Below are 19,377 nucleotides of genomic sequence, written 5' to 3'. Positions count from 1 at the left end.
AGATTTCCTTATTTCCAAGGAGCGTTCCCAGCTGCCCATAAATCTTCTAACGTATGTTTATCTCTTATAGTATCCATACATTGCCAGAAACCATCGTGATAATATGCCATCAATTCTCCTGCTTTAGATAAACCCTCCAATGGAGCCCTCTCTAACATAGTCGAATCACCCTCAATAAAGTCGAAAATTTCAGGTTCAAAAACGAAAAATCCGCCGTTAATCCAACCCTCTCCTGCTTGAGGTTTTTCCTGGAACGCGGTCACCTGATTTGATTCAATTTTTAATTCACCAAAACGAACAGGAGGACGAACCGCAGTAACGGTTGCGATTTTTTTATGCGACTTATGATACTGAACTAATTTTTCAATATTAACATTGCTTACGCCATCCCCATAAGTCAGCATAAATGTTCCTGATTTTTTCAAATGATCCTTCAATCGGAGCAATCTTCCTCCGGTCATAGTGTTCGCTCCGGTATCAATTAAGCCGATATTCCAATCTTCAGCAGTCGGGTTAGAATATGTAATCGCACCGGACTTCAATCGGATGCTTAAATCACTCATTCTTGCATGATAGTTTAAAAAATAATCTTTGATAACTTCCCCTTTATAACCTAGGGCAAGAAAAAAATCATTATATCCATACTTCTCATATATTTTTAGAATATGCCAAAGAATAGGTTTCCCTCCGATTTCCACCATAGGCTTCGGTCGAACAGTTGTTTCTTCACTAAGGCGAGTGCCTAATCCACCGCATAAAATTACAGTATTCATGTATTGACCTTATCGTTCTCCAAATTCAATAGTCCTCGCCACTCTTTAAAATCAGAATGGAAATTAAAAATATCACTTTGACGCTTTTTCATCTTCAAAAATTCGGGATCGCCTAACGCAATAGATAGCTCTTCAGTAGAAGAAACAAATGCTACATCCTTATATCCGAATAAAGGACTTAAATTAAGGCTTTCCGGATCAAGTGAAGATATAACAGGAATGCCTAAATAATAGGCTTCAATGCCGGCAGAGGTAATGTTACTCGAATACACAACGTCCATAGTTTCCAGCAAAAGACTTACGTCTTGATGAGATACAGAGTAAATCATGCCTGGGAAATCTTTGGTTTCAACGGGACATGCAGGATGAGCTTTCACTATAATTTCAAAATCAAATTTATGGGCAACATCCTCAAGGATCTTCATTTGAAATTGTGCAGCAGAAAGCAGGTAATCCGTTAAAACTAATAATCTCTTTTTAGCATTCTTTACAGTTTTTTGAGAAATCGTTTGCAACCCTAAAAACCTCAATGCCTCAACAACTCTCAGTTGCCTATCTTTATAGCCGGACTGAATCAGCATATTCTCGGCAATGTGCCCATTTACAGCAATGTAATCGGGCATAACCGCATCGATTGCAGAATCTTTTGATTCTGGTAATACATAACGAAGATCCCAGAATCTTACAGTAGAATGGGAAACTCCGATAATTCTCCCAAGCTGACGTTTTTTCCAATGATAGACCAAGGCTTTCTCCCATCCTTGATTTTCCAAAAGATAAATACAGGCTTCAGAAGAACTTTTTATCTCAACTTGCTTTTTAATAAAGTAATAGAAAAATAAATTTTGGATGCAGATGGATCCGAATAAGGATGATTGAAACCCCTCTCTAAGCGGGAGTAAAACAGGCAACAGACCAAGTTCGCTCCGAACTTTTATTAAATTAAACTTATAGATAAGTCCCTGGAGATAAAGACGAATATAAGAGCAAATAACATTCAGTAAAAGAATGATAGAAATGTTTTCTATGAGAACATGAGACTCTGTTTTGGAATGTAAAGAATTAAAGGTATCGACATTCTTCACTGCAGAATTAGCATCAGGTATTGCCTTATGAGGAATAAAAATGTGATCGTATTGGACTTTTTTTCCGGAATCTCGAAAGATTTGTAACAATTCGCTCCAATAATTTGACTCGAACCGATCAGGCGCATTCGGATCCTTTTTTAAATGAAATAGATAATCGAAAACATGAAAAGAAGGCTGTTTATCTTCTGTTTTTCGCTGTCGATTGATACCTCCATATAATAGAACGAAACGAACTAAAGCAGCGAAAGCTTTTAAAAATTCCGGTAAATAAGAATAAATGGTTCTAAATAAAGAAACGGATGTATGTCCTATTTTTATGTCCAACCGACCTATTCTTTTCCCGTTTTCTGAAGCATACACTTTGAGCAAACGAACAATAGAGGAAGGTGCGCTCGGAGAATACTTTATTAAAGTATATGTTTTATTCTTTAAAAAGTCTTCCAGTACGAAAGTTTTAACTGCATTTGTCAGTTCAGTCGATTTGCCATAATTTTTTTCATAAGGTAAGCTCATCCACCAAAGACTGAAAGTATCAGTTATATAAAGCAACTCTTCAAGAGTTTTACCCAAGATACGTTTTTTACCAACTGAGTGAATAAAGTTTACATAAAGTGATCTATATTTTTTCGGCTCTTTTTCTAATTCGGAAGGAATAGAAAAAAAATCTTTGTCATTTGTTTGAGAAAACGAGTTCCATAAAACAACTTGTCCGTCAAATTCAGGCGGAGGTGTGCGTTCGAACCAAATAAGAAGATTCAATTTTTCTAAGCTTATAATTGATTTTGATATTCTTCTTCGGGAACGGGATTAAGAAGCGGCTCCCCATTAAAAAATCGAATTACTTCCATGGCTGAACCGGACTCCATAAGCAATCGACAATCAAAAGAACATGAGCCCATATGTTCCGTAAGTATAATATCCTCTAGTTCCAGCAGATTACCTTTATAAGGCTCTTTTTCAAAAACATCAATCGCTGCGCCACTTATAACCTTCTCTTTCACCGCATGATATAAATCGTCTTCATTGACAATGCCTCCTCTTGCGGTATTGATCAGAAAGCTGTCTTTTCTCATTTGGGAAAACTCTTTATGAGTGATCATATTTTTTGTTTTCCGACTGAGCGGAACATGAAGACTGATTATATCAGACTGCGCATAAATTTCATCCTTACCCACAAATGAAAAGTCGACACCTGTGCCGGAGAGGAGAGATGTTATCTCGCTTGTTTTATCTTTCAAATCATTTAATAATAACTTTTTAGGTTTAAACTCTTTCAATAAACGGATAACATTAGAACCGACCCGACCTAGACCGATCAAACCAATTGTAGATTCGCCTAAACGTTTGCCAGTAAAACGAGACCACCCGCCCTTTCTCAGCTCAAAGTTTGCTAAATGAACTTTTCTAGTTAAAGAAACCATAAGCCCGATTGTAAGCTCTACGACCGCCATAGTTACAGCGTCTGGAGTATAAGCTACAGTAATGTTTCTCTCTCTACAAAGAGCCAGTGGAACAGAATCCAAACCGATCCCAACTCTGGAAATTATTTTCAAATTCGGATTCTTTCGAATTAGAGGAGTTAAATCTTCTGTGCCGGCGATAATGCCATCTACATCTTGAGCGATTTCAGCGACTTCCTCAGAAGTCAATTTGCGTTTTAATGGATTAAGCTGAACTTCCCAGCCTGTTTTTTCCAAAAGTTGGAGAGGAGTCGAATCGTGTAATCCGAAGGGATATGTAGATATAAAAATTTTTTTCATAATCATTAAGTAAGAATTTATTATAATTTTGCAATTACCCAAGTATGGGAGCTAAGTTTATTGCGTCTTAAAAAATCCTGAAACTCGGCAATGGTCTTATCTCCTCGTTTGGAAATTAATCTTGTGAATTCAGTAACTAACCCACTCCCCAAAACAATATCTATATCAAGCTCTCCCGGAGTTATAATTTCAACTTCAGAAAAACCCACTTTTTTAAATAACTTTTCGAAACCTTCAATACTAAGGAAATTAATATGATGAGGAGGAAAAATACTATTGGATCTTTCTTGAAGGGTTAAAATATCAAAGCCTTCATATCCTAAACCAGTCAACAATGCATAGCCTCCACTCTTAACAAGTCGATGAATAGATATTACGAATTGTTCGGGAGAAAAAACATGCTCTATCACTTCGGAAGATATAACCAAGTCAAAACGATGGCTCCATTCCGCTGAAGATTCTGCAGATGCATTTAATGTAATAATACCTTTTTCGTTTGAGATTTTTGCCATTTCAGGTGAAGGCTCAATTCCATATAGCTCTGCTTTTTCAAAGTTTTTTTTCAACTCTTCAAGAAAGATTCCATATCCAGAACCAACATCGCATATATTTCGAGGAAAGAATCCTTTCTCCGAAAAAATATTAAAGATTCTATTTGCTTTAGGCTTGAACAACTTCTCTCTTCTTGGTTCAGCGACATGGGGGAAAAATTCGTTAGACCAAAACTTTGAAGATTCTGCCGAATCATAAAAACGATCCAATACTTCTCCATCTGGCCTCGGATTACAAAATAAAGTACCGCAATCATGACATAAATCGTATTTATAATTATTTTTCGTTATATGGAGCTGGCAATTATCGGAAAAACAAGCAGGACAAGCAATTTTCACAAATTTTGTTACATCAAGTTGCCTAGAATCTATCTCTGCCAACCGTAGGTATTCCTGTAAGAGCGCTTTGGGACGAATTTCACTTTCTTTCATATTTTCCTTTTGCTCACCTCTTTCGGAAAGATACTTTTTTTTACCGTTGCAGGTACTCCGCCTGCAATCGAATTTTCAGGGATAGAACGAGTCACGACGCTTCCTGCGGCAATGACTGAATTATCGCCGATTGTGACTCCTTTAAGTATAACCGCTCTTGTACCAATCCAAACATTCTTTCCGATGATAACATCTGAATCTAATTCCAGACCAGGATTTGTAAGACGATTTTCTGGCGGGAAAATCGAGTGAAAATCGGAATCCATAATACAAACGTTTGCAGCAATGATCGTTCCATCTCCAATGGAAATCGTTTTCGTTCTTGCTGTTATTGATACCCCGTTCACACCTACACCGTTACCAATCTTAATTTGAGCGGAAGGAGAAAAAGTCTTCAAACATGTAGGTGCCATAATCGTAGAGGCGCTAGCTCGAAAAGAATTACTAACCGAGCCGAAATGATCTCCGATTTCGATTTTGCTACCTGGCGATTTATATATAATTATCTTTCCAAAAATTCGATATCCTTTTCCGACCTCAACTCTCCAAAAGAAAGATTTCAACAGGAAAGTTAGATTGCTTACCAACAAAAGAATCTTGATATATATTAGAGACACCGCATAAGAAAATATCTCAAATAGATTGTATCTAGTTAGCTTAGACATATATAAGTTTCGTATCAAGAATGAATACTATGCAAAATTGGATGCAAAATAACCACGAACCAATAACTTATTCTTTTCATCAAAAATAAGTTCATATAAAAAAAGATTCCCCTTCCCTTTTGTAAGAATACATGTTACATTCTCATTCGTATTTTTCTTATCCTTACTTAATAATTGAAGATATTTATCAAAAGACTCTAGTGGAAACCGGAATTCGGGGAAATTAATTTCTAATTCTTTCCTCATGATATCATACTGAAGTTGATCAATAAAACCAAGATTCAAAGAAATATAATTGGCAAGATCCATTCCGATTGTTACGGCCTGGCCATGATTCAAATAATAATCCGTTAATGCTTCCAAGGCATGCCCAAATGTATGCCCATAATTAAATACTCTTCTCGGCCCTTTATCAAATTCATCCTTTTCTACCATTTCTTTTTTTATGGAGAGACTTTCTTTAATATATGGTTCAATCAAGCCTCTATTGGCTAATATTTCATGATACTGGGAAACCATACGAGGAATGTAATCTGAATTTTTGTAATAATAATAATGAAAAATTTCACCTATGCCCGATTTAATATCAGATACGGAAAGAGTATTTAGAAAGCTAGTATTGATATAAATTTCTGAAGGAGGATTAAATGTTCCCAGCAAGTTTTTAACTTGGTCAAAATTAATAGAAGACTTACTACCAATGCAGCTATCCGCTTGTGCGAGCAAAGTAGTAGGAAAGAAAATCCAATCAATACCCCTAAACAAAATCGAAGAAATAAACGAAGCAATATCTTGTATTACTCCTCCGCCTACTGCGACCAACTTAGAGGATTTTTTAATACCATTATCAACCATGATCTTAATAAGGGTAAGGCAGAATTCTGGAGTTTTGTTCAATTCATTCGCTTCAATTAAAATCACATTTTTTTGTTTCGCTGGCAAAAGATCGGAAAGGAACTTTTCATGAACATTTTTATCAACGAAAAAAAAAGTATTGTTTGTTTGAAATTGAGAGATTAAACTATCTGTATCTTCTGAAAAATAAACAGAATAAGATCTCAGAATGGATTGAATTTTTAAATATTCAAACAACTGTGTACCCGCCATCAACGATTATGTTTTGTCCGGCAATATAAGTATTGAACCCACTAGCTAAAAAAAGAGCAACATTCGATATTTCTTTCGGTTCGGCCATTCGCTTTGCAGGAACTAAATCAGATAAATTCTGTCTTTCTTCTGGCGATAAATTCTTTTTCGTAAGATCGGTCATTACAAAACCAGGAGAAAGAGTATTTACTAATACTCCAAATTTAGCTAATTCAATAGCGGAAGATACAGTCAAGCCTTTGATGCCAAATTTTGTAACGGAATAAACTGATCTTTTTTCCTTACTCAGTTTACCGAAAATTGAAGATATATTTATAATGCGACCGTATCCGGCTGTTTTCATTTTCTTCGCAACAAGTTTTGTAATTAAAAAAGGGATCTCCAGATTCACCCGCATCATCTCTGAAAAATCTATTTCCTCAACATCTTCCAAATAATTCAAACGATTAATGCCAGCATTATTAATGCAGACATCGATTTTATTTTTTGATTCAAGAAATTCAGTAAAACCTTGTTTCTGTTTATTATTACAAAAATCAACATTATAATATTCAAAATTACCATTTTTCACGAAACCGGGAGAATCTTTGCCAGTACCGGTAACGATCACAGAACCACCTAACGATTCAAAATCGACAGCGAGTTGACGACCGATACCTCTCGTGGCTCCCGTAACCAAAATAGTCTGTTGATCAAATCTAATATTCATGTCTTCTTTATATATTTATCATCCCAAACTTTATCAGCGGAATAAATATCATACACCAATTTCATAGTATTATATGCATCCGTACTAGATCCGGTTACTACTTGTTCATTTCTCAAAATGACATCAGTAAATTCATTGATTTCGTCTCTCCATGAGTTATCTTCCAGATACTGTATAGTTTCCGTCCTTGGATTTCCACCAGACTCTAGTTCTTTACGATAGATAGTTAATAATTCCTGCCCGTAAGATTTGGAACCAGAAAGAATTCCCGATAGAACCAATGCGCCTTCCGATAGGTTAATTTGAAGATTAAATTGATGTCTCCACTCCGTTGCCGTGGATTGAAATTGTACAATCACATCTGATTCCGATTTCATCAAAGCGAATGCATTATCTTCCACAGTCAAATTCCAATAGTCGTTCGAAATGAAACTCTTCACTTCTTTCATCTCTCCTGCGAAGAGACGAATCAAATCAACCATATGAATGCCTTGATCAAGTAAAATTCCCCCGCCAGCAATCTCCCTTTGTGCTCTCCAACCATTTGCAACATTTACTATCATGGATTTACCATAAATACCACGTATATTGATCACTCTTCCCATATCACCAGAAGCAACGATCTTCAAAGCTTCTCTCACAGAATCATGATATCTGTGATTAAAGCCATACTTCAACTTTAACGAAGAGTTCTTTTGCTCTGCGGCAATTACTTCGGAAACTTCTTTTAAATTCCTACCTGGAGGTTTTTCGCAGAAAACATGAAAACCTTTATTCAAACCGAGAATAGTTGCCTCTGCAGCAACATCATTAGTAAGACAGACGAATAAAACGTCCAAGCTTTCCTCAGATATCATCTCGTGAAAGTTGGTATATACTTTTATAGAATTGTTTTCAATAAACCCTTTTTGCAATGTGATATCGCATACAGATACAACTTGCAAATGAGGGTTCAAATTAATAAAATGATGTCGTCTTTTTCCGACAACACCGTAACCGGCAATGCCTACTTTTAACTTTTCCATGAAACTACTTTAAATATTCCTTTAGGAAAGAATCTTTTTTAAGCACTTCTTCCACACGAGCAACATCTCCAGGCACATCAACTCCGATCATTTGACCTTCCGTTAAAACCATACGTACCTTATATCCGTGTTCTACTGCGCGATTCATATCTACAGATTCGATCAATTCAAGGGGAGTCGGTTCTAATTTTGCAAACACATCCAAAAATTCTTTTCGGAAGGCGATGATTCCCAGTTGTTTTAATTTCAAAAAGGAATCATCGGAAGTTTTTTTTCGAGAGGGAATAGGCTCTCTTGAGGCATAAAGTAAATCCCAATTCTTATCTATAACCACCTTAGGAGCATTAGGGCTTTGAAATTCATCTTCATCAACGATTTTAGTCACCAAATTAGTGCAATAAATGGCAGGATCTTCCAACATCGGCCTTACCAGATCATCAATCATCTTCGGCAATATCAACGGCTCATCCCCCTGGATAACAAGGATTATATCACCGGTAAGATAGTTAGCTGCTTCAGCCACACGATCAATACAACCTCGATGAGTATCGGCAGTCATTACTGCCTTACCGCCAAATGACTCAACTCGATCTTTAATGACTTGGTCACACGTAGCGATCACCACTTCATTTACTGCCTTCGACATCTCTGTTCTTCGTCGAACGTGCTCAATCATTTCCAAACCTAAAATAGGCATCAAAGGTTTATTGGGAAATCGGGATGATGCCATCCTTGCAGGAAGAACCGCAGTAATTTTCATAAGGATATACCTTTCAAATTTAATTTAGATTTTTCATTTAACATAACTGCATCCGTTGAGTATGCGATGAATTTTTTTCCACTTTGAATTTCCATATCTAATTTTTCTGGATCAGGTGAAATGAGATGTGTACCTAAAGGTAATTTTGACTTTGCCGCTGCTTCCAGAAACTTTCGAACGACTTCCAAAAATTCAGGATGATCAAATTGTCCCGTCAAATTCATCGATCCCGACAAATCATAGGGGCCAATCATTGCTGCATCAATTCCCGGAACAGAAAAAATTTCATCAATTTCGCGTAATGCGTTAATATTCTCAATTTGAATCACCCGAACTAAGTCTGTATTTATTTCATTTATATATGTAGAGAAAAAGTTTCCATATAGATTCGACTGGGAATACCCAACTCCCCTAGTTCCATCAGGCGGATAACTGCTCCATTTCACAAAATCAACAACTGCTTGTTTGGATTCTATCATAGGAACAATTACACCTCTAGCTCCCGCATCTAAGGCTTGTTTAATGTCTTTCGGATGATTTTGAGCGACTCTTACCATTGGAAGGGAATTGTGTAGAGATATAGCCCTGAAGATATCTGGTAATTGATTTAAAGAATAGGATCCATGCTCTAAATCGAGTGCAATCCAATCGAATCCATTTGCCGCTAAAATTTCAGCGATTATCGGGTTAGGAATTTGCATCCAGGTACCAACTGTATGACGACCGCTACCTAATTTTTGTTTAACTAGATTCATTTAATTAGTTTGTTCGAGTTGTATCGCATACTCGTAGAGTAAATGATGAATCACTTCATGCACACCCTCTACTAAACCGTATTTGCCTTTTTCCGTTTTGACAAAGAGAACCTCGTCTGCAATTTTTAGTGCTTCTCCACCGTCAAAGCCAACCATTGCAACAGTCTTACATCCCTTTTGTTTTGCAAATAACAGGCCATTCACGACATTAGGACTGTTTCCGGAACTGGATATCCCGAAAGCAATATCCCCTTCTCCTATAAAATTTTCCATCTGTCCGACAAAAACACCATCATAACCATGTTGGTATTTTCCTGGATAATCCCCTTCGGTAAACGGCTCTTTGCCGTCATTTGCCTGCGCAGTCAGCCAAGCAGGGTTATCTAGACCAAAAACTTTATAAAATTTTTGGTTTTTCTTTCCGGTAATTTTAGTTCCTTTCCCAAAATCACAAGCCAAGTGAGATGCAATTCCATGGCTTCCGCCATTGCCAAAGAAAAAAATGTTTTTTCCGTTTTCCTTTGCTTCGTATAACATTAAACTTACACGAGAAATAGCGTCAAGATCTAAGTCTTGAATCAAGGCAAGGACTTCTTTTTGAAACGATAACGAGAATTCTTTTGCTTTTTGAAATGATGTCATTTACGATCCTTTTTTAAATGATAATAATAAGGGAATAATTTCAACGTGTCTCAGTGATATAATGGATTCCAAGGGTTATTGTATAGATCAACTCTACAGATGCAATCTCCCCATTTTAAGAGCTTTCTAATTTATTCTTCCATCTCACTTGCTAAATCGCAAGGTAATAAAGTTCCAAAGCTTTTTTAGGAGAAAGAGAAGTAACAGGAAGTGGTTTTCCTTCTTTAATATTCTGAACAACTTCTTCTTTTTTTTTCCCTTTTGCAATCAGTAGAATAAAATCGGAAGAGTTGATTCGTTCCTTAGACAAGCTAATCCTTTCTTTTGGAAGCTTGGGAGAGTCAAAAACAGGAACGACCGATTGATCTGCCGGATGATCTTTTCCAGGAAAAAGACTGGCAACATGCCCATCTTCTCCTAAACCAAGAAGGATTAAATCCAGAGGTACAGAAAAATCAATAATTTTCGAATATTCTAAAGCACCTTTCTTCGGACCCAAATAGGAAGGCATTATGAATACTTGCTGTTTTTTTATAGGTATGTGATCTAATAAAGTTTCCTTAGCCATTAGGCTGTTTAAATCGGGATGGTTTTCAGGAACACACCTCTCGTCTCCGAAATAAAAATACCATTTAGACCAATCAGTATGCAATGAACGCAATCTGGAATAAATTAATTTCGCAGTATCTCCACCAGTCAGAACAATATGAAAGGATTGTTTTTCTTCTAATTTGGCTTTCGAGATGGATTCAATTCTAGCAATACAATTCGACAGGAATTCTTCTTCATTTAAAAAAGTATGAATTTTCATTGTGATAGTGAACGAGAGGAAAATGCCTCACTCCAATCAGAAAACCAGTTCGTATCCATTTTGCCATATTCATTTAAAAAATGAATTCTGGCATTTTGCACTTCTTCAGAATTCCACCACACGTCAATCTTCGAGTATTCTTCTTTTAAAAAATTTACTGCAGAGAGGTAATGATTATGATAAATTCCAACGTTCTGTAGAATCAAAAGATACTGTCTAAATTTTTTAGAGTAACCGAAGTGATTTTCCTCGAAACACAACAACAAAGGAATATTTGCAGCTAAACATTCAATATACGAAGTAGCCAAATGGTCAATCACAACAATTTTCGACCGAAACATTAAATCAGTTAAAGTTCCACCGGAAGAAATTTTTGGCAAGTAAGCATGATTTTTGAGAAATTCAAGATTATTCCAACCAAAGCCGACTGATGCACGAAAAACTAAATTTTTTTTTAAGTCTTCTGGTAATTCTAAAATGAAATTTGCCTGCGATTTCAGATATTCTAACTGAGATTCCGGCCTTAAGGTGCTATGATAACGAATATAATATGCAAAATGTTCCGTCGAAACATACAGAATATCCTTTTTGTCTATATCCGAATATTCTTTTCTAAGCAAATTCAACTTTGTCAAATAAGGAGATGGCAAAGAAATGATTTTATTTGATTTCGAATTCTTCCATCCCCAAGATACAAAACCATTACTTGATTCAAATTCTATTTTTTCGTGAGGAAAAATCAGATATTGATCATAACCTCCTCCATGTTGCACGGAAAACCATTTTCCATTATTTCCAGTATAACGGGAAATTAAATCGGCAAACCTAGAATTATGGACATCAAAACCTACCCAAACACCGCCCTTTTCTAAAGAAGGCCTATTTGTGAAAATATCGGATGGTATGTGCTTAAGAATATTTTCCTGAACACATATCTCAAATTCATTCTGAGGAGAAAATGAATCCAACGTAAGCGAAATACCGGGATAAATTCTTTTTTTTAAGAATAAAAATGAGAAGGTAGAAAAAAATCTAACTAAAGAAAAACTAGAAAGAGAAAGACCCAGCTTATCTTTCCAACTTAATCCTTTACATTCTCCGAAAACAATACCAAAAAAAAGAAAGAAAAGTTGATAATGTAAAAAATAATGAATTCGCTCTTTTAAAGTAATTTCTCTTGTAGCAGTTTCCACAACCGAAAGAGAAATTTCTTCAAGCTGTAGCTCGGGTAAGTTTAATTTCTTTGCCAATTCAGAGTATAAGATCAAATTATATTCATGATCTTTTAATTTCTCCATGGCAGACTCACAACTTTCAGGGCGGAAGTTACCAGAGGGCCTGATTAGCTTTACTTTAAGATTCTTTTGATCTATTTTTTTTAGATTTAAATAACGATCATGATAACAGCACAACCAATGCACTAGCCAGTATGTTGTTCGAATCTTCCAGAATTTTTCGGATTCACTTAAACCGCAAAATTCATTCAAAAATGCAGATAATTGTTTTATAAGTCTGTCATGTAAATCGGAAATATAATTCCAATATTTCTTAACATCTTTCCAATCGTTGTAAGGTGAAGGAAGAAGTTCGAAACTCTCCTGTTCATAGAACTTTCTAAATTCGTTTTTGCTAAAACACCAAGGCCCGAGGTAAATAGCATTTTTTTCGTCAGATTCTGACTTTGGCCAAAAATCCGCATAGCCAGTTAAAATAAGCGAACGCAAACCTAAGTTTTCCATAAAACAAAAAACAGTTTGTCTATTTTCTTTTCCAAAAGGAATCGCTATAGCCTTTTAAAGTTCCGAACGCAGTTAAAGAATCTTCAATTTGCACTAGCTTAAAATTACTTAAATTTTCCTTATAGTCTTCTAAAGTAGTAGCTTTTAAAACACCATGTTCCCCTTTTTTAGAAGCGGTTTCTTTGCCTTCCATTCTTTGCTGCAAAAATACAGTCTTTGCAGACATATTCACAATAGAAAGATAATTGGAAACAACATCAGGTTCCATCTCCTGGAAACTTGCGGCATTCCAAAACAAATCTATTTTATGATTCTTTAATATTGGAAACTTCCAATTACCAAAAAAATAAATTTTCCCCTTTTTTGCTAAATCAATGTTATCCATTGAAAGGGTATCTTGAAAAGGAACTACATCGTTAGGAAACAAAGTAGATAGATATGTTTGAGATACATATAACTGAGGAGGGATATCGAATAGAAGAAAGATCATATCCGGATAAAGTTTTTTTAATACTTCTACTTGTTTTCCGGCACCGCTTCCCAACTCGGCGATCACTTTCACTTTTGATAAATCAATATTTTTCTGGCAAAATAGATAGCGCAGATAATAATAAAGGACGGTTAAAGTATAGTTTTTCCCATCAACGGAAATTACATCTTCCGGATTTCCAATCAAAGAAGACGAGAAAGAAGCTAAGGGCTTTGCCTTAATCTTCTTTGCCAAAAGATCCACCCTTTCCCACAAAATCACCTTTAGTTGAGAATAATCAATATTATATGCAGGAATAATAGGAAACGCAAGATTCAACTTGCGATTTATGAATTCAATAAACTTAGCCCAAAAAGGCAAAGATCGAACATAACGATTATTAAAATACTTATTCGCTCTTACATCAATTGCACCATTCTTAAAATCATAATCCGTTGCACCAAACGTTTCCAAGATGGAGTATTTTCTTCTTCTAAAATCGAATAACCCCGTTTTACTTAACTCATTCAAAAAAACTTTTTGGTGAAGATACCAATAATTTGTAGGGCGATATATCTCAGGAGCTTTTTCCAGCTCCTCCAACATCAATTTAAGAACTTCCGGTTTATCAATCACTTGCATATTTTTTCCTGACAAATATTAAAACTCAATTATTTCATCCGCATACTGAAGCGTTGATTTACGATGCGTGACGAAGATAATTCCCACTTTTCCTTTCAATGAAGAAGCTAAATCTTTCATGAAAGATTCTTCCGTATCCGCATCCAATGCCGATGTAGGCTCATCCATTAATATAAAATCATAATTTCCCAAAAGAACTCTTGCGATCGAAATTCTTTGCTTTTGACCACCGGATAGATTTGTACCGCTTTGTAAAAGCTCTTCATGAATATCTCTGGATGAAACGAAATTAGATGCCTGAGAAATATTTAAAGCGTAATCGATATCTTTTTCATCGATTACGCGATCAATTCCCCATACTAAATTCTCATAAATAGAGCCATTCAGTATCAAATTCTCTTGCGTTAAATAACCTAATTTCTTATGAATTTCTGCCATATTAAAGCTACTCATCTCAGCATCATTGATCCAGATGGATCCTGAATTCGGCAGCAAGATGCCGGATATTAAATCGAGCAAGGTTGATTTACCTACTCCCGTTTGACCGGTAATCGCATAAAACTTTCCTTTTTGAAACTCGTAATCGAAGTTTTTTAGAAGATCTCTCTCTGAATTAAAACCGAATGTAACTTTCTCAAGACGGATAGTTTGAATTTCATTTCGAGAAAGACTGGATGTAGATCCCACTGCCGTCCGTTTATCTGCAGAAAGATTTTCCAACATCGACTCAATCGCAATTCTGGACACAGAGGAATGCACAGCACGATTGATATTATCAGTCAAAAGTTTTACTTCAGGCAATGTTCTAACTAAGATTGCAAAAATTACGGAAAGACTTTCTATGGGAGTCTTAAAGACAACAACACTGATGTAAATGATAGCAGCGAATATAAAAACAATCAATACCTCAGAAAGTCTTGCAGTAAAATCGGATAGAATCATGGACTTAAAATAAAGTCGAGGCAGTGAATTTACATATCTATCCAAATAAGAAAGAATTTTATTCTCATTAGAATTTGTTTTAATATACTTAAAAGCTTTTGCAATTTCTATCAAAATCGAGTTATAAGAAGAAAATTCTTTTACGTTTACCTGCCCTAATGCCATAAGAATCTTATAGAAAGGGAAAAATACAACAGTATTCAAGAGAACAAGCCCGACAGTAACCGAAATTACCCTCCAATCCACAAAAAAGGAAAATGTCAAAAAGAAGATAATATTGATTAGATTGGCGAGAATCATAAAATCATATTTGATAAGAATTTTATAATTCTCAATCTCTCTTGCCCCTATGCTAACGAACTCCCCGTGATTCAATGTAGACAAGGAAGACCACGAAGAATTTAGAACTTTCTTAAAAAAATCAATTCTGAGACTTACATCCAATTTTCGGAGAAAATTATGCTGATAGTATTGAGACAGCAAAAGGAAAAAGGAGGAGAGCAAAACAGAGGCAACTATAGCTAAGATAACATTAGGAAGGTTAAAATCAAAACCCAAAGTTGTAAATGCAAATTGCACCTTCTCCAAAAGAGCATCATTGTTTGCAACCGGCTTTCCTTGATTCAATGCAAGCAGAGTAGCAGGATAAACTAATCCGAACCCAAGCAATTGCGTGCTGCCAGAAATTACGATTCCAAACAGAAAGATGATAGAACTGAAAGGATATTTGATTACAACATAAACAAATTCCAAAAGAATTTGTTTATAATTTGAAAATTGAATCATTCTATTTTTTGAAATGTCCAAACACTTTCTTAATCGCAGTAACTACGTCTTCTACGTCCTGCATTGTCATTACAGTAGAAAGAGGTATGGAGAAAATTCTTTTCGATACTCTCTCACAATTAGGAAAGTCATTAGGATTAAAACCGTATTTTTCCTTATAAAATTGTTGTTCATAGATAGCTCGATAATGCGTAGCGACACCGATGTTTTCTTGAATCAATGCAGTCATAATTTCTTCTCTACTCGCACTCAAAACTTCAGGATTGATTAAAATAGGAAATATATGCCAAGTGCATAAATCCCCTTCGTTTTGTTCCTTTAAGGAATGAGGAAGCTCCAACCCTGTTTCATCTGCAAGAAGCTTAAAATAAGCATCGGCAATCACTTTTCTCTTTTCAGTAAACTGCTCAAGCTTTTTCAACTGCTGGATTGCCATACTTGCGTTGATGTCCGGCATATTGTACTTATAACCCGGCACAACTATATCATAATGAATTTGTGAACTTTTCGTATAACGCTGCCAAGCCCCCCTACTCATTCCATGAAGTCCGTAAACACGAATGGTATCTGCAAGTTCCTCATCATTCGTAGTAAGAACGCCCCCTTCTCCAGCTGCTATGTTCTTTGTCACATACAAACTAAAAGACGTTAGATTCTCTCCTGTTCCGATTTTTTTGCCCTTATATTTTGTTCCAATCGCATGAGCGGCATCTTCGATGACAGCGATACCGAATTCTTTAGCCAAAGCGTTAATCTCATCCATCTGACAAGGAGAACCAGCATAGTGTACAGGTAAAATTGCCTTTGTTTTGGAAGTAATTTTAGAGCGAATAGAACTCGGATCTATATGAAAACTATTAGGCAGCAAATCAGCCAAAACCACTTTCGCACCGACATGCTCAATAACATTTGCAGTGGCTCCGAATGTCATTGGTGTAGTAATTACTTCATCCCCAGGGCCGATTTTATGCGCAATCAAGCTCAAATGCAAAAGCGCAGTACAACTGTTTGCTGCAATGGCAAATTTAGCTCCGGAGTATGCTTTTATGTCTGCCTCAAATTGTTGTACGCTTGGCCCGGTACTAAGCCAACCGGACTTCAGACAACTCACGACAGCTTGGATTTCCTCTTCTCCTAAATCAGGAGCGCCATATACCAAAAAAGACTTACGTACCGGTTCCCCACCATGAATGGCAAGTTTAGACATTTTTTTCTTCCTTAAAGATAAATTTACGGCTATCTTTACCGCAGTTAAATAAAAGATCCAATATAGTTACATTCCCGACAAACTCACCATTTAACTGAGGATAATCGGGATACTCATATTCCTGATAAATCAAAGAAATGTTTTCTGATTCAAATTTCTCAGGGACAATATAATTTTTGGCACTGGGGCCGGAGATATAAGTGGTGATTCCAACAGATTTGCAAATACTAATCAGCTTATCTTGTCTTTGACCCTCGTTATTAATTTGCGAAGACCGAACAAACTTCGTTTTTATGCCTAAATAATTAGAAATCCATTCTATAGATAAAATATCTAATTCAGAAAGATTACTTAATTTCCCCTCATACAATAAATCGAGAAGTTCCTTGAACTCTTTAAAGTAAGGAGCTTTTGCATAATTATGCGTAATCGCATTTAAATGTTTCTCGAACCATTTTGAGGAATTATCGATTTCAACTTCATGAATCAATTGTCCGAATTTGCTGGTCTGAAATACAGGAATTGTCAGCCATTGCAATCCGGTTTTAGTCTTGATCTGATTTCGATTTCTCCAATCTCTAGGAGTGTATTGAACATCGTCTAGAAAAACAAAAACGTCCGCCTTACCGATTAGTTCGAAGTAACCTCTCCAAGGGATGTAGTTTGGTTGAAGAATCACCCCAATCATTTTGCCACCGCAGACTCAATCAATTGAATCACTCTATTTAACCCATTCCCATCAACTAATAAAGAAGCAGCTTTTCCAAGTTGTTCTCTTAAAGTATGATTCAATAATAATTTTTTTATTGAGGATTCTATTTCCGAATCACTCACATCATCAAAAGTACCAAGCAAGATGAATGCATCTTGAGACATTTCAAGCGCTGTTTCTTTCTGATGCTGATATTGACAAATCACAATGGAGGGAAGTCCCTCTGATAAACATTGAAAAAAAGTAAGTCCTCCTGCAACAATGGCAAGATCGGAATTAGCTAAAATTTCATTAAAATGATCCGGATTAGAAAACAATTGAACTCTGGAATCTTTCAGCAAAAGATCGGAAACTTCCTCTTTTACAAAAGAAGAACCTACTATCAAATTGATTTGAAATTCACCGGGAATATTTCCTAAAACGGAAAGAACTCGTTTTGAAATTCCGCCGAAATCAAATCCCCCAAAGGAAAGAAATATTTTCTTTATAGATTGCCCTTTAGTAGGCTTGAGCGGTGAAGGAATTACAGTATAGTTCAATCCATCATATTTTCCTTTACCTTGAAGCAAAACAGGATTGATACAGAATGTAGAAAATTCTTTTGAATCGTCGAAATGATCGAAACTTAAAGTTTCAATATTTCTGGAGAAAAAAGGATATAGCTCACTTCGAGAATATTCATATAAATCAACTACAGCGAATTTAGGTTTCAAATCATCCAATAAGCTGTTCATTTCTTCTTTATCTTTAATTAATAAAAGAGAATACCCTCTTCTGTTAATTTCATTATGTCCGGGTGAAAAATCGGAATGATCCAGAGAAACAAAAACTAACCGATACTTATTTCGAAGCTGATCGGCAATCAAACAAGAGCGATAAATATGACCCATTGCCACATCCGCTCTTGTTCCTCCGTCGACACGAAACAAAATCAGATTCATTTATTTGCGTCGTAAACTATCTCTGTATTCTATCTCTTCCTGTTCCGAAGCTTGTGGCTCCAACTTACCATGCCCTAAAATTTTACGAATCTTTTCGGATTCGGTCACAATTTGACCCAGTTCTTTTGGTTCCGCAGAAATTTCCCAATCAATACCTTTCAAGCCGCGATCGACTGTATAATGTTTTTCGATCACTTCCGCCCCCGCAGCCACCGCCAAAAGCGGGACTTGAACACCTATACTGTGATCAGAATAACCGATAGGAAAATTATACTTGGATTTGAGTGTTCCGATTGCTGCCAAATTTGCATCTTCATCCTTCATTGGATAAGAAGAAACGCAATGAAGCAATATAAACGGGGATTTATTTTTTGTAAAAATAGAAACTGCAGTTTCAATCTCAGATTCACTAGCTGTTCCCCGAGAAAGAATAACAACTAATCCCGATTTTGCGGCAGCTTCTAATAAAGTAGTATTGCAGACATCGCAAGAAGCGATCTTCAAAATTGGGACCCCCACTTCTTTTAGCATATTCAAATTCTCTACATCAAAAGGAGTCGCAAAAAACAAAATATTCTGTTTCTCTGCTCTCTCTTTCAGCGCTAAAAATTCTTTTTTACCGAATTCTGCGGGCTTCACCAGAGTAATTGCTTCTTGATTGTCCCCGAATCTCTCAGTACTATCATAAGCCTGAAATTTAATTGCGCTTGCTCCTACCTTTGCAGCTTCATCAATCATCTTAAGCGCCAAATTGAGATCGCCTCCGTGATTTAAGCCAGCTTCTGCAATGACAAAAACAGGATTGTTTCCACCGATTGTTATATTTCCTACTTTAATTTCTTGGCTCATATTTTACTTATT

The 19,377-nt window shown here is 36.0% G+C and carries 19 protein-coding genes; all 19 read right to left on the bottom strand.

The features are described from left to right. Nucleotides 1-8: 8 nt before the first annotated feature. The 19 genes from rfbF to EHS15_RS12690 all read right to left on the bottom strand — a co-directional run bounded on the left by rfbF (nt 9) and on the right by EHS15_RS12690 (nt 19,365). Nucleotides 9-773, bottom strand: a complete 765-nt coding sequence (gene rfbF / locus EHS15_RS12780) for a glucose-1-phosphate cytidylyltransferase (RefSeq protein ID WP_135760965.1) — start codon at nt 771-773, stop codon at nt 9-11. Beyond that, entirely contained in the window at nt 770-2,620 is a 1,851-nt protein-coding gene (locus tag EHS15_RS12775; RefSeq protein ID WP_167884229.1) for a TIGR04326 family surface carbohydrate biosynthesis protein, read from the bottom strand. The genes rfbF and EHS15_RS12775 overlap by 4 nt, the downstream gene beginning before the upstream one ends. 11 nt (nt 2,621-2,631) lie before the next feature. Then, nucleotides 2,632-3,627, bottom strand: coding sequence for a phosphoglycerate dehydrogenase (locus EHS15_RS12770; RefSeq protein ID WP_135760963.1), 996 nt, complete (start codon nt 3,625-3,627; stop codon nt 2,632-2,634). A 14-nt stretch (nt 3,628-3,641) separates the two neighbouring features. Beyond that, nucleotides 3,642-4,604: a class I SAM-dependent methyltransferase gene (locus EHS15_RS12765; protein ID WP_135760962.1), complete on the bottom strand. Its 963-nt coding sequence runs from the start codon at nt 4,602-4,604 to the stop codon at nt 3,642-3,644. Continuing rightward, the gene (locus EHS15_RS19455; protein WP_281277633.1) at nt 4,601-5,002 is read right to left on the bottom strand and encodes an acyltransferase; all 402 of its coding nucleotides are present in this window, start codon (nt 5,000-5,002) and stop codon (nt 4,601-4,603) included. Before EHS15_RS19455 ends, EHS15_RS12765 begins: the two co-directional genes overlap by 4 nt. A gap of 294 nt (nt 5,003-5,296) precedes the next feature. Beyond that, nucleotides 5,297-6,376 carry an AroB-related putative sugar phosphate phospholyase (cyclizing) gene (locus EHS15_RS12755; protein ID WP_246052141.1) on the bottom strand — a complete coding sequence of 360 codons (1,080 nt, stop codon included), beginning with the start codon at nt 6,374-6,376 and terminating at the stop codon, nt 5,297-5,299. Further along, a complete protein-coding gene (locus EHS15_RS12750; RefSeq protein WP_135760960.1) occupies nt 6,354-7,085 on the bottom strand; it encodes an SDR family NAD(P)-dependent oxidoreductase in 732 nt (243 codons plus the stop codon). The genes EHS15_RS12755 and EHS15_RS12750 overlap by 23 nt, the downstream gene beginning before the upstream one ends. Beyond that, nucleotides 7,082-8,110 (bottom strand): Gfo/Idh/MocA family protein, encoded by a 1,029-nt coding sequence (locus tag EHS15_RS12745; protein WP_135760959.1) that lies wholly within the window; start codon nt 8,108-8,110, stop codon nt 7,082-7,084. The genes EHS15_RS12750 and EHS15_RS12745 overlap by 4 nt, the downstream gene beginning before the upstream one ends. Before the next feature lie 4 nt (nt 8,111-8,114). Next, on the bottom strand, nt 8,115-8,870 hold the full coding sequence (gene kdsB / locus EHS15_RS12740) for a 3-deoxy-manno-octulosonate cytidylyltransferase (RefSeq protein WP_135760958.1): 756 nt from the start codon (nt 8,868-8,870) through the stop codon (nt 8,115-8,117). Then, complete coding sequence (locus tag EHS15_RS12735) at nt 8,867-9,625, bottom strand: HpcH/HpaI aldolase family protein (protein WP_135760957.1); 759 nt, start codon at nt 9,623-9,625, stop codon at nt 8,867-8,869. Before EHS15_RS12735 ends, kdsB begins: the two co-directional genes overlap by 4 nt. Then, complete coding sequence (locus EHS15_RS12730; RefSeq protein ID WP_135760956.1) at nt 9,626-10,267, bottom strand: SIS domain-containing protein; 642 nt, start codon at nt 10,265-10,267, stop codon at nt 9,626-9,628. A gap of 151 nt (nt 10,268-10,418) precedes the next feature. Beyond that, nucleotides 10,419-11,078: a 6-phosphogluconolactonase gene (pgl, locus tag EHS15_RS12725; RefSeq protein ID WP_135760955.1), complete on the bottom strand. Its 660-nt coding sequence runs from the start codon at nt 11,076-11,078 to the stop codon at nt 10,419-10,421. Beyond that, nucleotides 11,075-12,817 carry an LIC12162 family transferase gene (locus tag EHS15_RS12720; RefSeq protein WP_135760954.1) on the bottom strand — a complete coding sequence of 581 codons (1,743 nt, stop codon included), beginning with the start codon at nt 12,815-12,817 and terminating at the stop codon, nt 11,075-11,077. Before EHS15_RS12720 ends, pgl begins: the two co-directional genes overlap by 4 nt. 19 nt (nt 12,818-12,836) lie before the next feature. Further along, a complete protein-coding gene (locus EHS15_RS12715; RefSeq protein WP_135761473.1) occupies nt 12,837-13,892 on the bottom strand; it encodes a putative sugar O-methyltransferase in 1,056 nt (351 codons plus the stop codon). Nucleotides 13,893-13,946: 54 nt separating this feature from the next. Then, complete coding sequence (locus tag EHS15_RS12710; RefSeq protein WP_135760953.1) at nt 13,947-15,656, bottom strand: ATP-binding cassette domain-containing protein; 1,710 nt, start codon at nt 15,654-15,656, stop codon at nt 13,947-13,949. 1 nt (nt 15,657) lies between these two features. Beyond that, entirely contained in the window at nt 15,658-16,863 is a 1,206-nt protein-coding gene (locus EHS15_RS12705; protein ID WP_135760952.1) for a DegT/DnrJ/EryC1/StrS family aminotransferase, read from the bottom strand. After that, nucleotides 16,856-17,551 carry a WbqC family protein gene (locus EHS15_RS12700; RefSeq protein ID WP_135760951.1) on the bottom strand — a complete coding sequence of 232 codons (696 nt, stop codon included), beginning with the start codon at nt 17,549-17,551 and terminating at the stop codon, nt 16,856-16,858. Before EHS15_RS12700 ends, EHS15_RS12705 begins: the two co-directional genes overlap by 8 nt. Beyond that, entirely contained in the window at nt 17,548-18,465 is a 918-nt protein-coding gene (locus EHS15_RS12695) for a glycosyltransferase (protein WP_246052200.1), read from the bottom strand. The genes EHS15_RS12700 and EHS15_RS12695 overlap by 4 nt, the downstream gene beginning before the upstream one ends. A 51-nt stretch (nt 18,466-18,516) precedes the next feature. Next, nucleotides 18,517-19,365 carry an N-acetylneuraminate synthase family protein gene (locus EHS15_RS12690; RefSeq protein ID WP_135760949.1) on the bottom strand — a complete coding sequence of 283 codons (849 nt, stop codon included), beginning with the start codon at nt 19,363-19,365 and terminating at the stop codon, nt 18,517-18,519. Between the last annotated feature and the right edge of the window lie 12 nt (nt 19,366-19,377).

Source organism: Leptospira idonii (assembly GCF_004770995.1).
Lineage (GTDB): Bacteria > Spirochaetota > Leptospiria > Leptospirales > Leptospiraceae > Leptospira_A > Leptospira_A idonii.
The sequence above is the reverse complement of the archived record's forward strand: the minus strand, read 5'-3'. Positions and strand labels throughout refer to the sequence as shown.